Raw genomic sequence first — 20,365 nt, 5'->3', positions numbered from 1 at the left:
TTCGATGTCGCGCGAACAATTCTGGTTCTTTCACCCCTTCCGGGTGCGCTATTCCGAGATCGACGGCCAGGGCGTCGTCTTCAACGCGCATTACCTGACCTATTTCGACACCACCATCACCGAATACTTCCGCGCGCTGGGCTACGACCAGTATGCGGACGCAAAGGCGACCGGCATCGATTTCCATGTCGTGAAGTCGCTGATCGAATACAAGGCGCCTGTTAGGTTCGACTGGGAGCTCGATGTCGGTGCACGCGTGGCGCGGATCGGCAATTCGAGCCTCGTCTTCGAGCTTGCCATTTTCCAGAAAGGTGGCGCGGACGCACTGGTGACCGGCGAGATCGTGTGGGTCTACACCGACCAGCAGACCCATCGCCCGGTCACGATCCCGGCATCAATGCGAGCACTGATCGCCACGCGGGAACGCCATCTTTCGGCGTGAGGCGGCCTCACACCGGCAGAAACCGCTTCAGCGCCGGCATGAAGAAGATCCCGAGATTGATCGCAAAGCCGATGCTCCAGAGGATCGAGCGCAGCGTCGGTCGGTTGCCGAGATAGGTCAGCACATAGGCGATCCGCACGATCAGGAACAGCGCCGCAAGCTCGTCGATCAGCCGCTGCGGCGAGTCCCGGAATTCGGCGAGCAGCACCGCGAAGGCGAAGAACGGGAAGTCTCGATGCCGTTCTGGTGGGCCCCCAGCGCGCGCTGCGCGATGGCGTCCTCATAGAAGGCGGGGTCGCGCGGCCGTGAATTGTCGAAGCGGCGAAACCTGATCCATTTGATCGAGGCGATCGTGGACAGATAAAGCAGCAGCGCCCCGAATACGCACCATTCAGCGAGCGTCATCGTCCCTCCCCCGCTTGGGTGCGACCCTAGCGAAACCGCCCTCATCTTGACAAGTTCGGACCAACGCGCGACCCAACGAGCCATGAACAGCGTCGTCCCCCTCGAGACTGCGAAATCGGCCACCCGATCCGCCCTGCCGCGCGTCGGCGTGCTCCTGGTCAATCTCGGCACGCCCGATACGGCCGACGCGCCCGGCGTCCGGGTCTATCTGAAGGAGTTCCTCTCGGACGCCCGCGTCATCGAGGACCAGGGTCTGGTCTGGAAGCTGGTGCTGAACGGGATCATCCTGCGCAGCCGTCCTCGCACCAAGGCGCTCGACTACCGCAAGATCTGGAACACCGAGAAGAACGAGTCGCCTCTGAAGACCATCACGCGGTCGCAAGCCGACAAGCTCGCGGCTGCGCTGTCGGATCGCAGCAACGTCGTCGTGGACTGGGCGATGCGCTACGGCAATCCTTCGATCAAGTCGGGCATCGACGCGCTGATCGCTGAGGGTTGCGAGCGCATCCTCGCCGTGCCGCTCTATCCGCAATATTCCGCCTCGACCTCGGCCACCGTCTGCGACGAGGTGTTCCGCGTGCTCGCGCAGCTGCGCAACCAGCCGACGCTGCGGGTGACGCCGCCTTACTACGAGGATGCCGCCTATATCGAGGCGCTCGCTGTTTCGATCGAGACGCATCTGGCAACGCTCCCGTTCAAGCCCGAGCTGATCGTCGCGTCCTTCCACGGCATGCCGAAATCCTATGTCGACAAGGGCGATCCCTATCAGCAGCACTGCATCGCCACCACCGAAGCGCTGCGCCGTCGCCTCGGCATGGACGAGACAAAACTGCTGCTGACCTTCCAGTCGCGCTTCGGCAATGACGAGTGGCTCCAGCCCTACACCGACAAGACCATGGAGCGGCTGGCGAAAGAAGGCGTGCGCCGCATCGCGGTGGTGACGCCCGGCTTTTCCGCCGACTGCCTGGAGACGCTGGAGGAGATCGCGCAGGAGAATGCCGAGATCTTCAAGCACAATGGCGGCGAGCAGTTTTCCGCGATCCCCTGCCTCAACGACACTGAACCCGGCATGGACGTGATCCGCACCCTGGTGCTGCGCGAGCTCCAGGGTTGGATCTGATGGTTCGCCCCATGAATCGCCGCGACTGCCTGGCGCTTCTTGGGATGATCGCCGCGCTGCCGGGCCCGGTGCTGGCGCAGCAGCCGAACGCAACGCGCAGGCTCGGCGTACTCTCGGTCACCGCCGCCGACGATGTGATCGGCCAGACGCGCAGCGCCATCCTGGTCGAAGCGCTCGGCCGCCACGGCTGGAAGGAGCACGACAATCTCAGGATCGATTGGCGCAGCGGCGCCGGCGACCGTGCGCGGATCGCCGGGCTCGCCGACGAGTTGATCGCGCTCAAGCCCGACATCCTGCTCGCGGTCGGCACGCCCTCGGTCGAAGAGCTGCGCCGGCGCACCACGACGATCCCGATCGTGTTCGCTGTCGTCACCGATCCCGTCAGCCAGGGCTTTGTCCAGAACCTCGCGCATCCCGGCGGCAACATCACCGGCTTCACCGATTACGACGGCCCGCTGGCCGGCAAATGGCTGGAGATGCTGACGCAGGTCACGCCAAAAGTGTTCCGCGTCTTCGTCGTCTACAACCCCGCCACCGCGCCGTTCGCGCCCCTGATGCTGCGCACGATCGAGGACGCCGCACGGACGCTTCACGTGACGGTCGAGCCCGCGCCGGTCCATGACACCGCCTCGATCGCGGCGCTGGCTTCGCGGCAGGACGGCGGCCTGCTGATCCTGCCGGACTTCTTCACCATGGCCAACCGCGCGCCGCTGCTGGCGGCGATCGGGCAGGCGCGCGTGCCGGCGGTTTTCTGGAGCCGGACCTTCGTCGAGGAGGGCGGGCTGATGTCCTACAGCACCGACAGCACCGAGCAGCTCCGGCGCGCCGCTTCCTACATCGACCGCATCCTGAAGGGCGCGCAGCCGGCCGACCTGCCGGTCCAGAACCCCACCAAGTTCGAGCTGGTGGTCAACTTGAAGACAGCCAAGTCGCTCGAGCTGGTGATCTCGCCGTCGTTGCTGGCGATCGCCAACACCGTGGTTGAATAATATCGGCGCTGCTACTCTCCTTCTGGAGAAGACCGCAGGGGTCTGACATAGTGGCGTGGGGAGTCTGTCGCCATTCGATGGCTGCGACGGACGGCACAAGGGGCGAGTTTTTATCAATGCGGGGATGGGTATTTGTCGTTGTCGCGGCCTGCGCGCTCGCAGGCTGCAATACGACCGGCGATGTAGCGTCCACCATGTATCCGGACGCGGTGCGGGCCGGGAGTGCCGTCAAGGGCGATGCGGCCATACTCGTGGTCGGAAACGGCGGCAGCGAGACGATCAACTATCTTCAGGTCGTTCACAGCGGTTTTCCGGCGATCAATGCGCGCGGGATCAGCCTTGCCCCGGACGGGTTCGTCGCCATTCCGGTCGCGGTCGGAACGACCGGGCTCGAGCTGCAGAACTATACGACCACGGGCCGCCCGGGCACCTATCTCCCGAATGGTGTATCGATGGGATTCGTGCCGGTGCGTACGCCCAAGATCGATATCCCTTCGCCCGGACTGTACTATGTGGCGACCGTCTTTCCGGGGCAGTCCCGCAATTTCGAGACGAGGCCGACGGCCGTCCAGCTGGCGAAGCTGCGCAAGGAGCGGCCTGAGCTCGCCGGGCTGAAGCCGGTCAATTTCGGCTGGTCCAACTAGATCGGCCGTTGGGTGGCCGCCGCCGTTTTTCAATGGCCGTCGTCCGGTCCGTTCAAATAAATTCATCCGCCGCCGTTCTTGCGGAATTATCGCGGCAAACCGACGTGAATTGCGACCGCTGAACCGGTAGGGTTGTGATCCCGACCAATGACAGCGCCGGAAAGGGCCTTTTCCCGGCTTCCTTTCCGCCTTGGAGGAGTTATGAGCGGTTTCGACATTTTCGCGATTGTTCTGGTCTTGCTCGTCATCGTCACGCTGCTTGCCGGCGTGAAGACGGTGCCGCAGGGCTATGACTGGACCATCGAGCGGTTTGGCAAGTACACCCAGACGCTGAGCCCCGGGCTCAATTTGATCGTGCCCTATTTCGATCGCGTCGGACGCAAGATCAACATGATGGAGCAGGTGATCGACATTCCCGAGCAGGAGGTCATCACCAAGGACAACGCCACCGTGACGGTGGACGGCGTTGCCTTCTTCCAGGTGTTCGATGCTGCGAAAGCGAGCTACGAGGTCGCCAACCTCAACCAGGCGATCACGGTCCTGACCATGACCAACATCCGCTCGGTGATGGGCTCGATGGATCTCGACCAGGTGCTGTCGCACCGCGACGAGATCAACGAGCGCCTCTTGCGCGTCGTCGACGCCGCGGTCTCGCCCTGGGGCGTCAAGGTCAACCGCATCGAGATCAAGGACATCGTGCCGCCGGCCGACCTCGTCGAAGCCATGGGCCGGCAGATGAAGGCCGAGCGCGTCAAGCGCGCCGACATTCTCGCTGCCGAAGGCCAGCGCCAGTCCGAGATCCTGCGCGCCGAGGGCGCCAAGCAGGGCCAGATCCTCCAGGCCGAAGGCCGCCGTGAGGCCGCCTTCCGCGACGCCGAGGCGCGCGAGCGTCTGGCCGAGGCCGAAGCCAAGGCGACGCAGGCGGTGTCGGAAGCCATTTCCAAGGGCGATATCGCCGCGTTGAACTATTTCATCGCCGACAAATATATCAAGGCGTTCGGCCAGTTCGCCGACGCGCCGAACCAGAAGATCATCATGCTGCCAATGGAGGCGACGAGCATGCTCGGCTCGCTCGCCGGCATCGGCGAGATCGCGAAGGCGACGTTCGGCGAAAGCGCGGCGTCCGCGGCCGCCGCCGCGCGCCGGACCGGCTCGGTGCCGCCGACCGGCGGCACGCCGCCGGCGGTACCGCCGCGGCAGGGATAGTCACCGGCGCATGCCTTGCGACAAGGGCATGCGCCAATATTCAGAGGTCGTGTCATGACCGACATGTTCGTATCGCTCGGCACCTGGAACTGGCTGATCTTCGGCTTCATCCTGATGGCGCTGGAGACGATGGCGCCGGGCGTCTTCCTGTTCTGGCTCGGGCTGGCTGCTTTGCTGGTGGGCCTGATCTCGTTCGCCGTCCTTCTGTCCTGGCAGATCCAGCTCGTGATGTTCGCGGTGTTCGCAGCCGCCGCCGTCCCGGTCTGGCGCCGCCTCGCCCGGCCGAAGGTGGATGAGAGTGCAAGCCCGTTCCTCAACAAGCGCACCGAGGCGCTGCTCGGGCGCGAGTTCACGCTGGAGAAGCCGATCATCGACGGCAGCGGCACCGTGCGCATCGGCGATACGGTGTGGCGTGTTGCCGGCCCCGATACGCCCGCGGGCACGCGGGTCAAGGTGGTGCAGGTCGACGGTGCGAACCTGACGGTCGCGGCGGCGTAGCCCGCCGTCATTGCGAGCGAAGCGAAGCAATCCGGAATCTTTCCGCGGAGACAGTCTGGATTGCTTCGCTTCGCTCGCAATGACGAGTCTGTTGGGACGACATCGCGAAACTCAGGCACCGCTCTTGCTGCGCCACCGCTCCGCAAACCGGTGCAGCGGCATGAAGGTCTCGCACAATTCCCGCCCCATCGCCGTCAGCCCGTAACCTCCACCGTCGCCGAGCTCCACGAATCCCGCTTCGCGCAGCTCCGTCAGCCGCGCTTGCAGCACCGTGGGCGAAGCTTCGTCGCAGGCGGTGCGCAGGGCGCGCGAGGTGAGGGGCTCCTCGCGCAACTCCCATAATATCCGCAAGCTCCAGCGCCGGCCGAGCAGGTCGAGCAGCGCCATGATCGGCCGCCCGGTGCGCGAACCGCGGACGCTGCGTGTCTTTGAGTCGGCCTGTTTCGCCATCGGCGGTCCCTTGCGTCGTGCTACAAATAGTGTAGCGTATTGCTATGATAATTGTAGCAACGGAGACCACCCATGTCTTCCGCCGTGTCCCAGGCCATGCCGCGCATTGGCCCGCTCACCCCGCCTTATCCCCCGGAGATCCAGGCGCAGTTCGACCGCATCATGCGCGGCGCGCCGCCGCTGGTGCTGTTCCGGGTGATGGCAGGCCACACGCGCGCCTGGGACAAGTTCCGCGCCGGCGGACTGCTCGATCCCGGGCCGCTGTCTTTGCGCCAGCGCGAGATCGTCATCGACCGCACCTGTGCGCTCAACAGATGCGAATATGAATGGGGCGTGCATGTCGCGATTTTTGCCGGGCCGGCAAAGCTCAGCGAGGAGGAAGTGCGCGCCACGGTGCTGGGCGATGCGACGTCTGCCTGCTGGGCACCGGCCGAGCAGGCGCTGATCGCGGCCGTCGACGCGCTGCATCACCGCGCGACGTTGAGCGACGAGGAGTTCGCCGCGCTCTCGGCGCATTGCGACGAGGCGCACATTCTGGAGATCATGCTCCTGTGCGGCTTCTATCGCACGGTGTCGTATCTGGCGAACGGGCTGCGGCTGCCGCTGGAGGAGAACGCGGCGCGGTTTCCGGCGCCGCTCTAACCGCCGTCATTGCGGGTGCGCTGTACCGTCGCTGTCATTCCGGGGCGCGACGAAGTCGCGAACCCGGAATCTCGACGTTCCGGGTTCGCCCTTTGGGCGCCCCGGAACGACGGCAGGAGCCTACGCCACGCCCGCGCGCAGCAGATCGTGCAGATGCACGATGCCCACCACCTTGTCCGCCTCGGTCACCAGCAGCGTCGTGATCTTGCGGGTGTTCAGCACCTCGATCATCTCGCTCGCGAGCATCGAGGGCGGCACGGACTTCGGCTGCCTGGTCATGATCTCGTCGACCGTCACGGTCAGAAGGTCGGGCCGCATGTGGCGGCGCAAATCGCCGTCGGTGATGATGCCGACGGCCTCGCCCGCATCGTTGACGATGCAGACGCAGCCGAGCCCCTTGGCCGACATCTCGACCACGGCGTCCGACATCTTGGTGCCTTCAGGCTTGAGCGGGATCTCCGCGCCCGTGCGCATGTAGTCGCGGACGAATTTCAGCATCGCGCCCAGCTTGCCGCCGGGGTGGAAATGCGCGAACTCCAGCGCGGTGAAGCCACGGCCTTCGAGCAGCGCGATCGCGATGGCATCGCCGATCGCGACCTGCATCATGGTCGAGGTGGTCGGCGCCAGATTGTGCGGGCAGGCCTCGCGCGCCTTGGGCAGCTCGATCACGATGTCGGCGGCCTGGCCGAGCGAGGACGAAGCGTTCGACGTCACCGCGATCATCGGGATCGCAAAGCGCGCCGAATAGTTCACGAGCGTCTTCATCTCCGGCTGCTCGCCGGACCAGGACAGCGCCATGATGACGTCATCGGTGGTGATCATGCCGAGGTCGCCATGGGCGGCTTCCGCGGTGTGGACGAAGAAGGCCGGCGTGCCGGTCGAGGCCAGCGTTGCCGCGATCTTGCGCGCCATGTGGCCGGACTTGCCGAGCCCGGTGACGATGACGCGGCCCTTGGCGTTGCGGATCAGCTCGACCGCCTTGGCGAAGGTCGCGCCCAGCGGGCCGCGCAACGCGGCGGCGAGGGCGTTGATGCCGCCGCTCTCCGTCTCCAGCGTGCGGAGCGCGGATTCGACGCTATCGGGGGCGGAGCCGGATGATTGGGTCATCAGCGGTTTCGAACTCGGCATGTCCAGGTCCAGGGAGGAGGGGCGTTCGCCCGTTGGCGCCTGCTTAGCACGCCGCGGCTCTTGAGGCGACGAGAGCCCTAATGCCCTCAACCGGTCATTAACCATAATTGTTTTAACTCCATTAACGATGGGTTCCCGCCAGCCGGTTGGAGACCGTCTTGAAAGTGTTTGATTTCGTTGGAGTTATTCCATCGTGGGGTCGTCTCCAGGCAGGGGCCGGAGCAAACGCGCGCATTTCCTGCGCGCCGCTTTGCCGTGCCTCGCGCTGACGGCCCTCGGCAGCGCCCCGGCAGCGGCCCAGAGCCTCACGCCCGACCTGTTCAATCCCAACCGCGGCGGCTTTGCCTCGCCCGACACGCTGCCGACGCGCCGCACGGCGGCCGTGCCGCAGGCGCCCTCGGACGCGCTGCCGGCGCTGCCCGATCCCAATGCCGATCCGCGCAGGAGCCAGCAGGCGCCGGCAACCTCCCGTGTCGGCCAGGTACCGACTTACGGCCTGCCCGCCGCCAATGGCGCCAGCGGCTCCGGTTACGACTCGTTGAACCGCAAGCGCCAGCAGCCAAAGCTCTATCCCGGCCAGCCGAAGCCGAAGCGCGCGCTCGGCCCCGGCTCGCCGCCGCCGCCGGCAACGCCGGTCAGGACGCTGGGTCCGCCGCGCATCGCTCCGCCGCCGTCCGAGAATGCGCACAAGACGCCGGTCGCCCCGGCGATGGCCGGCAATGTGCCCGGCCAGCCGCTGCGCCGTCGCCTCAAGGCTGATGACGATGCGTTCGGCGCGGTCGGCGATTACGCCGGCAGCTTCCTGATCAAGGGCGGGCTCGAGCTCTCGACCGGCTACGACACCAACCCGGCGCGCTTGAACAAGCCGGTGGGATCGCCGGTCTATGTCGTCGCGCCTGATCTCCTTGTCGCGTCCGACTGGGAGCGCCACGCGCTGGTCGCGGATTTGCGCGGCTCGTTCTCGGGCTACACCAACAACATGCCGGCGACGATCAACGGCTTTGCCTCGCCATCGCCGGTCGAGATCGATCGCCCCGACTTCACCGGCCATGTTGACGGCCGCGTCGACGTCAGCCGGGATCTCAAGCTGACCTCGCAGCTGCGCCTGCGGCTCGCCACCGACAATCCCGGCAGCCCCAACGTGCAGGCCGGCCTGCAGAAATATCCGGTCTATGCCACCTACGGCACGACGATCGGCTTCGACCAGACCTTCAACCGCTTCCAGGTCGCCGCCGGCGCCACCGTCGATCGCACCGCCTACACAGATTCAAAGCTCACCGACGGCTCGACCTTCAGCAACAACGACCGCGACTTCAACCAGTATGGCGGCGTCGGCCGCTTCTCTTACGATCTGAAGCCGGGCCTGAAGCCGTTCGTCGAAATCCAGGGCGACACCCGCGTCCACGACCAGGCCGCCGACCGCAACGGCTTCTTCCGCGATTCAAACGGCGGCTACGCCAAGGTCGGCTCGTCCTTCGAATTCTCGCGCATCCTGACGGGTGAGATCTCGGTCGGCTATTCCGCGCGCAACTATGTCGATCCGCGCCTTAGCCAGCTCGCGGGCTTCCTCACCGCGGGCTCGCTGATCTGGAATGCGAGCGGCCTCACCACGGTGAAGTTCTTCACCGACACGCAGATCAACGAGACCACGGTCCCCGGCTCATCCGGCGTGCTCGTGCACACCTACGCCGCCGAAGTCGACCACGACTTCCGCCGCTGGCTCACCGCCATCGGCAAGTTCACCTACGGCACGTACGACTACCAGAACCAGAACCGCAACGACAAAACCTACTCGCTCGAAGGCAACCTGATCTACAAGCTCAACCGCAACGTCTGGATCAAGGGCACGCTGCGGCACGACATCCTGGATTCGAACCAGGCGGGGTCGAGCTCGCAGGGGACAGTGGTGATGGTCGGGGTGAGGTTGCAGAATTAAGCGCTGCCTGTTCGTAGGCACAGGCGTAGCCAAGCTCTCAGGTGTCGTCCTGGCGAAAGCCAGGACCCATTACCCCAGGAGGCGGTTTGGCGAAGACTGGCGGTTCGGTACTACGACCGATTGCCATCGGTGGATTCCGCAGTATGGGTCCTGGCTTTCGCCAGGACGACAGCGGAGATTACCGCGGCAGATCCGTCTTCCCCATCAGGAACGTGTCGATCGACCTTGCGCACAACCGTCCCTCGCGGATGGCCCAGACCACCAGCGACTGGCCGCGGCGCATGTCGCCGGCAGTGAACACGTTGGGGCGCGAGGTCTGGTAGTCCAGCGTGTTGGCCTTGACGTTGCCGCGCGGGTCGAGCTCGACCGAGAGCAGCTTCAAGAGACCCTCGTGCACGGGGTGCACGAAGCCCATCGCGAGCAGGATGAGCTCGGCATCGAGCTCGAACTCGGTGCCGGCAATCGGCTTGAACTTGTCGTCGACGCGGACGCAGTGCAGCTTCTTGACCTGGCCGTTCTCGCCCGAAAACTTCTGCGTCAGCACGGCGAATTCGCGGATGGCGCCTTCGGCCTGGCTCGAAGACGTGCGCATCTTCAGCGGCCAGTTCGGCCAGGTCACGCCCTTGTTCTCGCGCTCGGGCGGAGCGGGCATGATCTCGAGCTGGGTCACCGACAGCGCGCCCTGGCGCAGCGAGGTGCCGATGCAGTCCGAGCCGGTGTCGCCGCCGCCGATGACGACGACATGCTTGCCATTGGCGAGGATCTCGGAGACGCCATTCAGCGGCTCGCTGGAGACGCGGCGGTTCTGCTGCGGCAGGAAGTCCATGGCGTAGTGGATGCCCTGGAGATCGCGGCCGGGGATCGGCAGGTCGCGCGGGGCTTCCGCGCCGCCGGTCAGCGCCACGGCGTCGTACTCGTTGAGCATCTCGCGCGGATCGACATTGCCGTCAGCGCCGACATGGCTGTTGTAGTGGAAGGTGACGCCTTCGCCTTCCATTTGCTTGACGCGGCGGTCGATGACGCCCTTCTCCATCTTGAAGTCGGGGATGCCGTAGCGCAGCAGGCCGCCGGCCTTGGCGTACTTCTCGAACAGATGCACGTCGTGGCCGGCGCGCGCGAGCTGCTGCGCGCAGGCCATGCCGGCCGGGCCCGAGCCGATCACGGCGACCTTCTTGCCGGTCTTCTCCGCGGCGACTTCCGGCTTCAGCCAGCCATTGTCCCAGGCGCGGTCGACGATCGCGCATTCGATGGTCTTGATGGTGACCGGGTTGTCGTCGATGTTGAGCGTGCAGGACGCTTCACACGGCGCCGGGCAGATGCGGCCCGTGAACTCCGGGAAATTGTTGGTCGAGTGCAGGTTGCGCGAGGCTTCTTCCCAGTTGCCCTGGTAGACGAGGTCGTTCCAGTCGGGGATCTGGTTGTTGACCGGACAGCCGGGCGTGCCCGGCGCAACCGAGCCGGTGCCGTGGCAATAGGGAATGCCGCAGTTCATGCAGCGCGCGGCCTGGTCGCGCACTTCCCGCTCGCTCAAGGGAACGACGAACTCGTTGTAATGCTTCACGCGCTCGGCGACCGGGGTGTACTTGCGGTCGTGCCGTTCGATTTCCAGAAAACCCGTGATCTTGCCCATTAAACCCGAAGTCCCTGCCGCTTAATTCGTTTGTTGCTTCTTCAACCGTCATTGCGAGGAGCGAAGCGACGAAGCAATCCAGTCTGTTGCTCAGGAGAAAGTCTGGATTGCTTCGCTGCGCTCGCAATGACGGGCGCTGATACTCTTACGCCCCGATCGCGATTTTCGGCTCGGCGTCCGCGTTGGCGGCCATTTCGCGCAGCGCGCGCCGGTACTCGACCGGCATCACCTTGCGGAATTTGGGCAGCCAGTCCTTCCAGTTGGCAAGGATCTCGGTGGCGCGCTTGGAGCCGGTCGCCTTGGCGTGGCGCGAGATCAGGACGTGCAGCCGCTCGACGTCGGAGGCGAGCAGGTTCTTGAACACGTCGACCCGGCCATGCGCCTCGAGGTCACCGGCGTGGTTATAGGTGCCGGCGTTGATCAGCTCTTCTGACAAGACCGGCTCGAGCTCGACCATGCTGAGATTGCACAGCTTGTCGAAGCCGCCGGTCTCATCGAGCACATAGGCGATGCCGCCGGACATGCCGGCCGCGAAGTTGCGCCCGGTCTTGCCGAGCACGACCACGATGCCGCCGGTCATGTATTCGCAGCAATGATCGCCTGCGCCCTCGACCACGGCGACCGCGCCCGAGTTACGCACGGCAAAACGCTCGCCGGCGACGCCGCGGAAGTAGCACTCGCCCTGGATCGCGCCGTACATCACGGTGTTGCCGACGATGATGCTCTCTTCCGGCACGATGCCGCTGTTGGCAGGCGGCTTGACGATGATCTTGCCGCCCGAGAGGCCCTTGCCGACATAGTCGTTGGCTTCACCTTCGAGCTCGAAGGTGACGCCCTGCGCCAGCCACGCGCCGAAGGCCTGGCCGGCAGTGCCCTTGAGGCCGACATGGATGGTGTCGTGCGGCAGGCCGGCATGGCCGTAGATCTTGGCGACCGCGCCCGACAGCATCGCACCCGCGGAGCGGTTGGTGCTGTTGATCCTGGCCTCGATCTTCACCGGCGCGCCGCGGTCGAGCGCAGGCGTCGCCTTCTCGATCAGCGTGCGGTCGAGCACCGCCTCCAGATGATGGTTCTGGCGCTCGGAGTGATAGATCTTCTGGCCCTTCTCTTCCTTCTGCTTGACGAACAGCTTCGAGAAGTCGAGCCCCTTGGCCTTCCAGTGAGCAACCAGACGGGTCTGGTCGAGCAGCTGAACCTGGCCGACCATCTCATTGAAGGTGCGGAAGCCGAGGCTCGCCATGATCTCGCGGACTTCTTCCGCAACGAAGAAGAAGTAGTTGATCACGTGCTCGGGCTGGCCGGTGAAACGCTTGCGCAGGACGGGGTCCTGGGTCGCGACGCCGACCGGGCAGGTGTTGAGATGGCACTTGCGCATCATGATGCAGCCGGCCGCAATCAAGGGGGCGGTGGCAAAGCCGAACTCGTCGGCGCCCAGGAGCGCACCGATCACGACGTCACGGCCGGTGCGGAAGCCGCCGTCGACCTGGACCACGATGCGGCTGCGCAGCCGCTCGCGCACCAGCGTCTGATGGGTTTCGGCAAGGCCGATTTCCCACGGGCTGCCGGCGTGCTTGATCGAGGTCAGCGGCGAAGCGCCGGTGCCGCCCTCGAAGCCCGCGATGGTGACATGGTCGGCGCGCGCCTTGGCAACGCCCGCGGCCACCGTGCCGACGCCGATCTCGGAGACGAGCTTGACCGAAACGTCGCCTGTCGGGTTGACGTTCTTGAGGTCGTAGATGAGCTGCGCCAGATCCTCGATCGAGTAGATGTCGTGATGCGGCGGCGGCGAGATCAGGCCGACGCCCGGGGTCGAGTGACGCACCTTGGCGATGGTGGCGTCGACCTTGTGGCCGGGCAGCTGGCCGCCTTCGCCGGGCTTGGCGCCCTGCGCCATCTTGATCTGCATCATGTCGGAGTTGACGAGATACTCCGTGGTGACGCCGAAGCGGCCGGAGGCGACCTGCTTGATCGCCGAGCGCATGGAATCGCCGTTCGGCATCGGCTTGAAGCGGTCGGCTTCCTCGCCGCCTTCGCCGGTGTTCGACTTGCCGCCGATCCGGTTCATGGCGATCGCGAGCGTGGTGTGTGCCTCGCGCGAGATCGAGCCGAAGCTCATGGCACCGGTGGCGAAACGCTTGACGATGTCCTTGGCCGGCTCGACCTGGTCGAGCGGGATCGGCTTGCGCTTCTCTTCCTCGGCGTTCTTGATCCGGAACAGGCCGCGCAGCGTCAGCAAACGCTCCGACTGCTCGTTGAGGATCTTGGCGAAGGCGCGATAGCGCTCCTGCGAATTGCCGCGCGCGGCGTGCTGCAGCAGCGAGACCGACTCGGCGGTCCAGGCATGGTCCTCGCCGCGGCTGCGATAGGCATATTCGCCGCCGACGTCGAGCGCGCTCTTGTAGACCTGCGCCTCGCCGAACGCGTCGGCATGGCGGCGCACGGCTTCTTCCGCGATCTCGGCAAGACCGACGCCCTCGACGCGGGTATGCGTGCCGGCGAAGAACTTCGACACGAAATCCGCCTTGAGGCCGACGGCGTCGAAGATCTGCGCGCCGCAATAGGACTGGTAGGTCGAGATGCCCATCTTGGACATCACCTTGAGCAGGCCCTTGCCGATCGACTTGATGTAGCGCTTGACGATCTCGTAGTCGTCGAGCGAGCCGGGCAGGCGGTCCTTCATCGCGATGATGGTCTCGAACGCGAGGTAAGGATTGATCGCTTCGGCGCCGTAGCCCGCGAGGCAGGCGAAGTGATGCACTTCGCGCGGCTCGCCGGATTCGACGACCAGACCGACCGAGGTGCGCAGTCCGACGCGGATCAGATGATGATGCACGGCGGCGCAGGCCAGCAGTGCCGGGATCGGCACCCGGTCGGTGCCGACCATGCGGTCGGACAGGATGATGATGTTGACGCCCTCGCGCACTGCGCTTTCGGCGCGCGCGCAGAGCTCGTCCAGCACCTGGTCCATGCCGGCCGCGCCGAGACCGGCGTGGAAGGTGGTGTCCAGCGTCCGCGACTTGAAGTGCGACTCGGCGACGTCGGAGATCGAGCGGATCTTCTCGAGATCCGCATCGGTCAGGATCGGCTGGCGCACTTCGAGGCGCTTGGTCGTCGCCATACCCTGCAGGTCGAACAGGTTCGGCCGCGGTCCGATGATCGAGACGAGGCTCATCACCAGCTCCTCGCGGATCGGGTCGATCGGCGGGTTGGTGACCTGCGCGAAGTTCTGCTTGAAGTAGGTGAACAGCGGCTTGGCCTTGTCCGACAGCGCCGAGATCGGCGTGTCGTTGCCCATCGAGCCGGCGGCTTCTTCGCCGGTGGCCGCCATCGGCGTCATCAGGATGGTGATGTCTTCCTGGCTGTAGCCGAACGCCTGCTGGCGATCGAGCAGCGACAGGTTCGAGCGCACGCCGGTGGTCGGAACCTTCGGCAGCTCTTCCAGCACGATCTGGGTCCGCTCCAGCCACTCCTTGTAGGGATGGCTCTTGGCGAGCTCGGCCTTGATCTCGTCGTCCGGGATCAGGCGGCCCTGCTCGAGGTCGACCAGCAGCATCTTGCCGGGCTGCAGGCGCCACTTGGTGATGATCTGGTCCTCGGGGATGGTCAGCACGCCCATCTCGGACGCCATCACGATGCGGTCGTCCTTGGTCACGAGATAGCGCGCCGGCCGCAATCCGTTGCGGTCGAGCGTGGCGCCGATCTGGCGGCCGTCGGTGAAGGCGATCGCGGCGGGGCCGTCCCACGGCTCCATCAGCGCGGCATGATATTCGTAGAAGGCGCGGCGCTTCTCATCCATCAAGGGATTGCCGGCCCACGCCTCCGGAATCATCATCATGACGGCGTGCGGCAGCGAGTAGCCGCCCTGCACCAGGAATTCGAGCGCGTTGTCGAAGCAGGCGGTGTCCGACTGGCCTTCGTAAGAGATGGGCCAAAGCCGGTTGATGTCCTTGCCGTAGAGCTCGGAGCTCACCGAGGCCTGGCGCGCCGCCATCCAGTTGACGTTGCCGCGCAGCGTGTTGATCTCGCCGTTATGCGCGATCATGCGATAGGGATGCGCCAGCGACCACGCCGGGAAGGTGTTGGTCGAGAAGCGCTGGTGAACGAGCGCGAGCGCGCTCTCGAAGTCAGCCTCGTGCAGGTCGGGATAGTACTTGCCGAGCTGGTCGGCGAGGAACATGCCCTTGTAGATCACGGTGCGGCAGGACATCGAGCAGGGGTAATAGCCGGCGAGGCCGCGGTCGCGGCGCTGGTAGATCGCCTGCGAGATCGACTTGCGCAGGATGTAGAGCCGGCGCTCGAACTCGTCCTCGGTCTTGGCGGTGCCGTTGCGGCCGATGAACACCTGCATGCAGGCGGGCTCGGTCGGCTTCACGGTGACGCCGAGCGAGGAATTGTCGGTCGGCACGTCGCGCCAGCCGAGCAGGGTCAGACCCTCTTCCTTGATCTGGTCGGCGATGATGCTCTTGATGACGTTGCGCCAGGCGGTGTCGCGCGGCATGAACAGCGCGCCGATGGCGTATTCGCCGGGCGCCGGCAGCGTGAAGCCCAGCTCCTTGGCCTTGCGGCTGAAGAAGGCGTGCGGGATCTGCACCAGGATGCCGGCGCCGTCACCGGCGCGCGGGTCGGCGCCGACGGCGCCGCGATGCTCGAGGTTGCAGAGGATGCTGAGCGCGTCCGAGACGATCTCGTGCGATTTCTTGCCCTTGATGTTGGCGATGAAGCCGACGCCGCAAGAGTCCTTCTCCAGGCTCGGATCGTACAGACCTTCGGCCGGCGGGCGCGAATTGTGCTCCTGAATCGGATCGGTCGTTTTCGAGGCGACCGTCGCCGACAGCTCTTCTGCCACGATGTTTGCGCGCTCGAATTGCGACCCGTTCATTGTTCCTGTCCTCTCCATGCGGCAAGCTGCCTCACCGCTCTCGTCGGCGCACCTTGGGCGTTCCGCGGCACCCGCCTCTGGGTCACCGCTCGTCCGTTGCGAGCCGCATTTTCTTAAATTCAGGCCTAGGCGTTCTACGTCCCCGAGAACGGCTTTGCCTGTTTGCCTTCTTGGTGCTCGAGAGCACCGACTTTCGTTGCAATCCCTGTGCCGGAACCGCAAGCAAATTTAAGACAGCTTTCCTGTCCTAACCATCACCTTGCCAAATTTTTGTCTACCACACAAGCGCGCGGAAGTCCCGATTCCCGATATGTCAATCAATCGCTTTCCGAAAGTTGCGCGGCCCCGGTTTTGAAGCAAACGCGCCCCGATCCGGCCCTGTGGACGCCGAAATCCCCAAGGAAGCTTCGGATCGGCCCTTCGGAAGGCGCGTCACGCCGCAAGAAGCGAAAGAGCGCACTCCACGCGGGGCCTGACAGGAGCGTCTCGACCATGAAGTTTTTCACAGGATGTGTCGCCGCCGCCGCGCTGGCGCTGGCCGCAAGCACGGCTCAAGCGCAAGTTCCCGCGAACGGTATTACGGGAGGGGCCATGATCGCGGTGTCGGATTTCGACGGCCCCTATGCGCCGCCGGAAGCCGCGCCGCCTCCGCCGCCGCGCTACGGTTACGGCTATGGCTACGAGGAGCGTGGCCCGGTTGCGGCACTGTTGCCGCCGACCGAGGTTTACGCGGTGCTGCGCGACAACGGCTTCTCGCCGCTCGGCATTCCGCGGCTGCGCGGCAGCGTCTACACCATTGCGGTGATCGACCGCCGCGGCGACGACGGCCGGCTGGTGATCGACGCCCGCGACGGCCGGATCATCCGCTTCATGCCGGCCGCCGATGCCTACGGCATGGCGCCGCCCTATGAGGAGCGCGCGGTCGGCCCTTACGGCCCGCAAACCGCGCTGCCGCCGCCGACCATGATCCGCAGCGGCCCGCCGCGCCCGCCGGCTCCAATCCCGCATGTTGCCAAGCGCACCGTGCCGCTGCCCAAGGCAGCTCCGCCGCGCGGCGAGGCGCCGGTCGCGGCGGTGAAGCCGGCCGAGCCGGTGGCACAGCAGGCGCAGGCACCACAGGCTCAACCTGCGCAGGCGCAAGCTCCGCAGCAGACTGCCGCCGTGCAGGCAAAGCCCGCCGAGGCCGCGCCGCAAGCCACCGCGCCAACCGTCGGCGAGGCCAAGCCCGCTCCGACGATCCAGCCGACGCAGGAGATGCCGGCGGCGCAGGGGCTGGATTAGTATCGGACGCGAGAGCGCAACCACACGAACGGTGTCGTCCCGGCGAAGGCCGGGACCCATACCGCGAGGTGCATCGATTGGGCGCGGTGGGAGTACCGAACTCCGACTCTTCGCCAAACTTCTCCCTGTGGTTACGGGTCCCGGCCTTCGCCGGGACGACGTTGGGGAGAGAACAGAGCAAAACAAAAGGCGCCTGAGATTGCAGGCGCCTTTTGCATTCACGCAATCACCTCAGCTCCGCGGATACCCCGCCGCGTCCAGGATCAAATTCGCCACGTCCTTCGGATGCGACACCAGCGAGAGGTGGCCGGCGTCGAGCTCGACCGTGGTGGCGTTCATGCGCTTGGCGAGGAAGCGTTCGAGATCGGGATTGATGGTGTAGTCGTTCTTCGACACCGCGTACCAGCTCGGCTTGCTATGCCATGCCGCCTCCGTGGTTCGGCCGGCGAAGATCGAGGTCGCCGTCGGCCATTGCACGGCATAGAGTTCTTTGGCCTGCTCCGGCTTCACGCCATTGGCGAAATATTTCAGGAAGGACTCTTCCGACAGCTTGGTGTAGCCGTCGCGCTCGACGATGCCGGCGCGCACCGGGCCGGTCGGAAACTGCTTCGACAGCGCGACGAAATCCTCGTTCGCATCGGGCGCGCGTGCGGCGACATAGACGAGCCCGGTGACCTTCGGGTCGGTGCCGACCTGGCTGATCACGGTGCCGCCCCAGGAATGCGCGACCAGCACGGTCGGCCCGTCCTGCTCGGCCAGCGCGCGCTTTGTCGCCTCGACGGAGTCGGCGAGGGACGACAGCGGATTCTGCACGGCGGTCACGTGCAGGCCTGCGGCCTGAAGGATCGGGATCACCTCCGACCAGCTCGAGCCGTCGGCCCAGGCGCCGTGCACCAGCACGACGTTCTTCGCCTTCACCGTTTGCTGTGTCTGCGCATGAGCGAGGCTGAGAGGGGCCGCCAGCAGGCTCGCGGCGACGAAAAGGCTGCGCCAGAAAGTCATCATCGTTCTCCGTGTTCTTGGGTTCGATGCCCAAAGGACGGAGCGCGCGATGGCGGCGTTACGCTGCTCACCGCTCTGTGATGCGGTGCAACAGGCAATGTTCGGCAGGAAGGCCGCCCAGGAACCGGCGTCGTCCTGGCGAAAGCCAGGACCCATTACCCCAGGGAGATGTTTGGCGAAGACCAGTCGTTCGGTACTCCTACCGAGTCCGTTCGACAGACCTCGCGGTATGGGTCCTGGCTTTCGCCAGGACGACACCGGGGAAGGAGTTGGGCCAAACGAAAAAACGCCCCGGGGCACCGGGGCGTTTTCGCAACCTGGAAGTCGCGTGCTGCTTAGGCGGCTTGTGCCGAGTTCTCGATCACCTGCGCCTTCGGGGCGCTGGTGTTGATCGCGATCTGGCGCGGCTTCTTGGCTTCGGGAATCTCGCGGACGAGATCGACGTGAAGCAGGCCGTTCTCGAGCGAGGCGTCCTTCACCTGCACGAAGTCGGCAAGCTGGAAGGCGCGCTCGAAGGCACGCGCGGCGATGCCGCGATAGAGCACTTCGGATTTCGAGTTCTCATTGGCGACCTTCTCGCCCTTGATCGTCAGCGTGTTTTCCTTCGCGACGATGGAGAGCTCGTCCTTGGCAAAGCCCGAGACCGCGACGGTGATGCGGTAGGCGTTCTCGCCGGTGCGCTCGATGTTGTAGGGGGGATAGCCGGGGCTGCCGTCAGAGCTGGCCTGGTCGAGCAGGTTGAAGAGACGGTCGAAGCCGACGGTGGAACGATAAAAGGGGGTGAGATCGTAGGTTCGCATGGTCAAGTCCTCCATTGAGCGACTGTTGGGTAACCCGCCCGCCATCGGGCCGGGCTTTAGTTCTGTGTGCAGCCTGATGTTCCGGTTCCGAAACACTGGTAGCGGCCTGCACGAAAGTGATATGGGTGGGGTGAGACGGCGTTCAAGAGGGCGGGATAGGCGCCTTTTCGGCGCTCCCGCCCCTTGATTTGCAGCACTTCGCGCCCAGCCCTTCCCAATCATGACGCTGCTCTCGATCCCGTCCAACCCCGTTCCCGAAAACGTCGTCAGCGGCACCATCAAGACCCCCGATGGCGCTGAGCTGCGCTTTGCCCGCTGGGCGCCGCCGGCGAATCGCAAAGGCACGGTCTGCGTCTTCACCGGGCGCAGCGAGCAGATCGAGAAATATTTCGAGACCGTGCGCGATTTGCGCGATCGCGGCTTTGCGGTGGCGATGATCGACTGGCGCGGGCAGGGCCATTCCTCGCGGCGCCTGCGCGATCCGCGCAAGGGCTATGTGCGCGACTTCTCCGATTTCGAGATCGACGTCGAGACCTTCGTGCAGCAGGTGGTGCTGCCGGATTGCCCGCCCCCCTTCTTCGCGCTCGCCCACTCCATGGGCGGCACGGTGTTGCTGCGCGTGGCGCATGCCGGCAAGCGCTGGTTCGACCGCATGGTGCTGTCGGCGCCGATGATCGACCTGCCCGGCCGCACCACCGCGTTTCCCGCGCGGGCGCTGCTGAGAACGATGCGCCTGATGGGGATGGGCGGCCGCTACGTCCCCGGCGGCAGCGACCGCATCACCGGGCTCGACCCCTTCATCAACAATCCCCTGACCAGCGATCCCGTGCGCTACGCGCGCAACGCCGCGATCCTGGAGGAGGATCCGACGCTCGGGCTGGCGTCACCCACGGTTGCGTGGGCCGACACCGCCTTCCGTGCCATGCAGACCTTCAAGGGCATGAACTACCCCTCCGAGATCCGCCAGCCGATCCTGATGCTGGCGGCCTCCAGCGACACCGTGGTCTCGACCGCGGCGATCGAGGAGTTCGCCTACCATCTGCGTGCCGGCTCCCATCTCGTGATCGCCGGCGCCAAGCACGAGATCCTGCAGGAGCAGGACCGCTACCGCTCCCAGTTCTGGGCCGCCTTCGACGCCTTCGTGCCGGGGACTCCGCTGTTCAAGTGAGAGGGCTCCACAGGGCCGGTGAGAACTGGCGGAGTGTTCCTCATTCTCCGTCGTCGTCCGTTAAGAAGCCGGATTGATCGAGGCTGGCCGGGCGAGCGTGCGCCATAGCTGGGCCAGGAACAGGCACAAGAGATATCTCAGCCAG

16 protein-coding genes and 1 pseudogene are annotated in these 20,365 nt (G+C 65.4%); 10 read left to right on the top strand and 7 right to left on the bottom strand.

Annotated elements, in window-relative coordinates; all coding sequences use genetic code 11:
• Positions 1 to 4: 4 nt before the first annotated feature.
• The gene (locus IQ16_RS39665; RefSeq protein WP_018648544.1) at positions 5 to 442 is read left to right on the top strand and encodes an acyl-CoA thioesterase; all 438 of its coding nucleotides are present in this window, start codon (positions 5 to 7) and stop codon (positions 440 to 442) included.
• Positions 443 to 449: 7 nt separating this feature from the next.
• On the opposite strand, the pseudogene IQ16_RS39660 reads toward IQ16_RS39665, so the two are convergent.
• Positions 450 to 847, bottom strand: a pseudogene (locus IQ16_RS39660) (MAPEG family protein).
• A gap of 82 nt (positions 848 to 929) precedes the next feature.
• On the opposite strand from IQ16_RS39660, the gene hemH reads away from it, so the two are divergent.
• From hemH to IQ16_RS39635, 5 genes are all read left to right on the top strand, one after another.
• The gene (gene hemH, locus IQ16_RS39655) at positions 930 to 1,967 is read left to right on the top strand and encodes a ferrochelatase (RefSeq protein WP_018648542.1); all 1,038 of its coding nucleotides are present in this window, start codon (positions 930 to 932) and stop codon (positions 1,965 to 1,967) included.
• Between the two features lie 11 nt (positions 1,968 to 1,978).
• On the top strand, positions 1,979 to 2,956 hold the full coding sequence (locus IQ16_RS39650; protein ID WP_018648541.1) for an ABC transporter substrate-binding protein: 978 nt from the start codon (positions 1,979 to 1,981) through the stop codon (positions 2,954 to 2,956).
• Positions 2,957 to 3,072: 116 nt separating this feature from the next.
• Positions 3,073 to 3,600: a hypothetical protein gene (locus IQ16_RS39645; RefSeq protein WP_244636049.1), complete on the top strand. Its 528-nt coding sequence runs from the start codon at positions 3,073 to 3,075 to the stop codon at positions 3,598 to 3,600.
• Between the two features lie 201 nt (positions 3,601 to 3,801).
• A complete protein-coding gene (locus IQ16_RS39640) occupies positions 3,802 to 4,806 on the top strand; it encodes an SPFH domain-containing protein (protein WP_018648539.1) in 1,005 nt (334 codons plus the stop codon).
• A gap of 54 nt (positions 4,807 to 4,860) precedes the next feature.
• Entirely contained in the window at positions 4,861 to 5,304 is a 444-nt protein-coding gene (locus tag IQ16_RS39635; RefSeq protein WP_018648538.1) for an NfeD family protein, read from the top strand.
• Positions 5,305 to 5,415: 111 nt separating this feature from the next.
• Here IQ16_RS39635 and IQ16_RS39630 read toward each other — a convergent pair whose 3' ends face one another.
• Positions 5,416 to 5,754, bottom strand: coding sequence for a winged helix-turn-helix transcriptional regulator (locus tag IQ16_RS39630; RefSeq protein ID WP_018648537.1), 339 nt, complete (start codon positions 5,752 to 5,754; stop codon positions 5,416 to 5,418).
• Positions 5,755 to 5,826: 72 nt separating this feature from the next.
• Between IQ16_RS39630 and IQ16_RS39625 the strand changes: the two genes are divergently transcribed.
• A complete protein-coding gene (locus IQ16_RS39625) occupies positions 5,827 to 6,396 on the top strand; it encodes a carboxymuconolactone decarboxylase family protein (RefSeq protein ID WP_018648536.1) in 570 nt (189 codons plus the stop codon).
• A gap of 120 nt (positions 6,397 to 6,516) precedes the next feature.
• Here IQ16_RS39625 and IQ16_RS39620 read toward each other — a convergent pair whose 3' ends face one another.
• Complete coding sequence (locus IQ16_RS39620) at positions 6,517 to 7,524, bottom strand: KpsF/GutQ family sugar-phosphate isomerase (protein WP_026312915.1); 1,008 nt, start codon at positions 7,522 to 7,524, stop codon at positions 6,517 to 6,519.
• A 193-nt stretch (positions 7,525 to 7,717) separates the two neighbouring features.
• Here IQ16_RS39620 and IQ16_RS39615 point away from each other — a divergent pair, with 193 nt between their 5' ends.
• On the top strand, positions 7,718 to 9,460 hold the full coding sequence (locus IQ16_RS39615) for an outer membrane beta-barrel protein (protein ID WP_018648534.1): 1,743 nt from the start codon (positions 7,718 to 7,720) through the stop codon (positions 9,458 to 9,460).
• A gap of 178 nt (positions 9,461 to 9,638) precedes the next feature.
• Here the strand turns inward: IQ16_RS39615 and IQ16_RS39610 are convergent, their stop codons facing one another.
• Together IQ16_RS39610 and gltB are read right to left on the bottom strand one after the other, a co-directional pair.
• Entirely contained in the window at positions 9,639 to 11,090 is a 1,452-nt protein-coding gene (locus IQ16_RS39610) for a glutamate synthase subunit beta (protein ID WP_018648533.1), read from the bottom strand.
• A 145-nt stretch (positions 11,091 to 11,235) separates the two neighbouring features.
• Positions 11,236 to 15,969 carry a glutamate synthase large subunit gene (gene gltB, locus IQ16_RS39605; RefSeq protein WP_018648532.1) on the bottom strand — a complete coding sequence of 1,578 codons (4,734 nt, stop codon included), beginning with the start codon at positions 15,967 to 15,969 and terminating at the stop codon, positions 11,236 to 11,238.
• A 492-nt stretch (positions 15,970 to 16,461) separates the two neighbouring features.
• Here gltB and IQ16_RS39600 point away from each other — a divergent pair, with 492 nt between their 5' ends.
• Complete coding sequence (locus IQ16_RS39600; RefSeq protein WP_018648531.1) at positions 16,462 to 17,250, top strand: hypothetical protein; 789 nt, start codon at positions 16,462 to 16,464, stop codon at positions 17,248 to 17,250.
• A gap of 231 nt (positions 17,251 to 17,481) precedes the next feature.
• On the opposite strand, the gene IQ16_RS39595 is transcribed toward IQ16_RS39600, so the two are convergent.
• Both IQ16_RS39595 and IQ16_RS39590 read right to left on the bottom strand, forming a co-directional pair.
• The gene (locus IQ16_RS39595; RefSeq protein ID WP_026312914.1) at positions 17,482 to 18,252 is read right to left on the bottom strand and encodes an alpha/beta fold hydrolase; all 771 of its coding nucleotides are present in this window, start codon (positions 18,250 to 18,252) and stop codon (positions 17,482 to 17,484) included.
• A 335-nt stretch (positions 18,253 to 18,587) separates the two neighbouring features.
• On the bottom strand, positions 18,588 to 19,052 hold the full coding sequence (locus IQ16_RS39590; protein ID WP_026312913.1) for an Hsp20 family protein: 465 nt from the start codon (positions 19,050 to 19,052) through the stop codon (positions 18,588 to 18,590).
• Between the two features lie 220 nt (positions 19,053 to 19,272).
• Between IQ16_RS39590 and IQ16_RS39585 the strand changes: the two genes are divergently transcribed.
• A complete protein-coding gene (locus tag IQ16_RS39585) occupies positions 19,273 to 20,220 on the top strand; it encodes an alpha/beta fold hydrolase (protein WP_018648528.1) in 948 nt (315 codons plus the stop codon).
• Positions 20,221 to 20,365 lie beyond the last annotated feature (145 nt).

The sequence above is a fragment of the Bradyrhizobium huanghuaihaiense genome, from assembly GCF_007830635.1.
Taxonomy (GTDB): domain Bacteria; phylum Pseudomonadota; class Alphaproteobacteria; order Rhizobiales; family Xanthobacteraceae; genus Bradyrhizobium; species Bradyrhizobium huanghuaihaiense.
Note: the sequence above shows the minus strand (reverse complement) of the source record. Positions and strands in the feature narration are given on the sequence as shown.

Excerpts from the sequence above, each read along its gene's own strand:
- IQ16_RS39650 (WP_018648541.1), top strand. The coding sequence starts at position 1,979 with ATGAATCGCCGCGACTGCCTGGCGCTTCTTGGGATGATCGCCGCGCTG.
- IQ16_RS39610 (WP_018648533.1), bottom strand. The coding sequence starts at position 11,090 with ATGGGCAAGATCACGGGTTTTCTGGAAATCGAACGGCACGACCGCAAG.
- IQ16_RS39645 (WP_244636049.1), top strand. The coding sequence starts at position 3,073 with ATGCGGGGATGGGTATTTGTCGTTGTCGCGGCCTGCGCGCTCGCAGGC.
- IQ16_RS39665 (WP_018648544.1), top strand. The coding sequence starts at position 5 with ATGTCGCGCGAACAATTCTGGTTCTTTCACCCCTTCCGGGTGCGCTAT.
- IQ16_RS39585 (WP_018648528.1), top strand. The coding sequence starts at position 19,273 with ATGACGCTGCTCTCGATCCCGTCCAACCCCGTTCCCGAAAACGTCGTC.
- IQ16_RS39630 (WP_018648537.1), bottom strand. The coding sequence starts at position 5,754 with ATGGCGAAACAGGCCGACTCAAAGACACGCAGCGTCCGCGGTTCGCGC.
- IQ16_RS39640 (WP_018648539.1), top strand. The coding sequence starts at position 3,802 with ATGAGCGGTTTCGACATTTTCGCGATTGTTCTGGTCTTGCTCGTCATC.
- IQ16_RS39590 (WP_026312913.1), bottom strand. The coding sequence starts at position 19,052 with ATGCGAACCTACGATCTCACCCCCTTTTATCGTTCCACCGTCGGCTTC.
- IQ16_RS39620 (WP_026312915.1), bottom strand. The coding sequence starts at position 7,524 with ATGCCGAGTTCGAAACCGCTGATGACCCAATCATCCGGCTCCGCCCCC.
- IQ16_RS39635 (WP_018648538.1), top strand. The coding sequence starts at position 4,861 with ATGACCGACATGTTCGTATCGCTCGGCACCTGGAACTGGCTGATCTTC.
- IQ16_RS39625 (WP_018648536.1), top strand. The coding sequence starts at position 5,827 with ATGTCTTCCGCCGTGTCCCAGGCCATGCCGCGCATTGGCCCGCTCACC.
- IQ16_RS39595 (WP_026312914.1), bottom strand. The coding sequence starts at position 18,252 with ATGACTTTCTGGCGCAGCCTTTTCGTCGCCGCGAGCCTGCTGGCGGCC.
- hemH (WP_018648542.1), top strand. The coding sequence starts at position 930 with ATGAACAGCGTCGTCCCCCTCGAGACTGCGAAATCGGCCACCCGATCC.
- gltB (WP_018648532.1), bottom strand. The coding sequence starts at position 15,969 with ATGAACGGGTCGCAATTCGAGCGCGCAAACATCGTGGCAGAAGAGCTG.
- IQ16_RS39600 (WP_018648531.1), top strand. The coding sequence starts at position 16,462 with ATGAAGTTTTTCACAGGATGTGTCGCCGCCGCCGCGCTGGCGCTGGCC.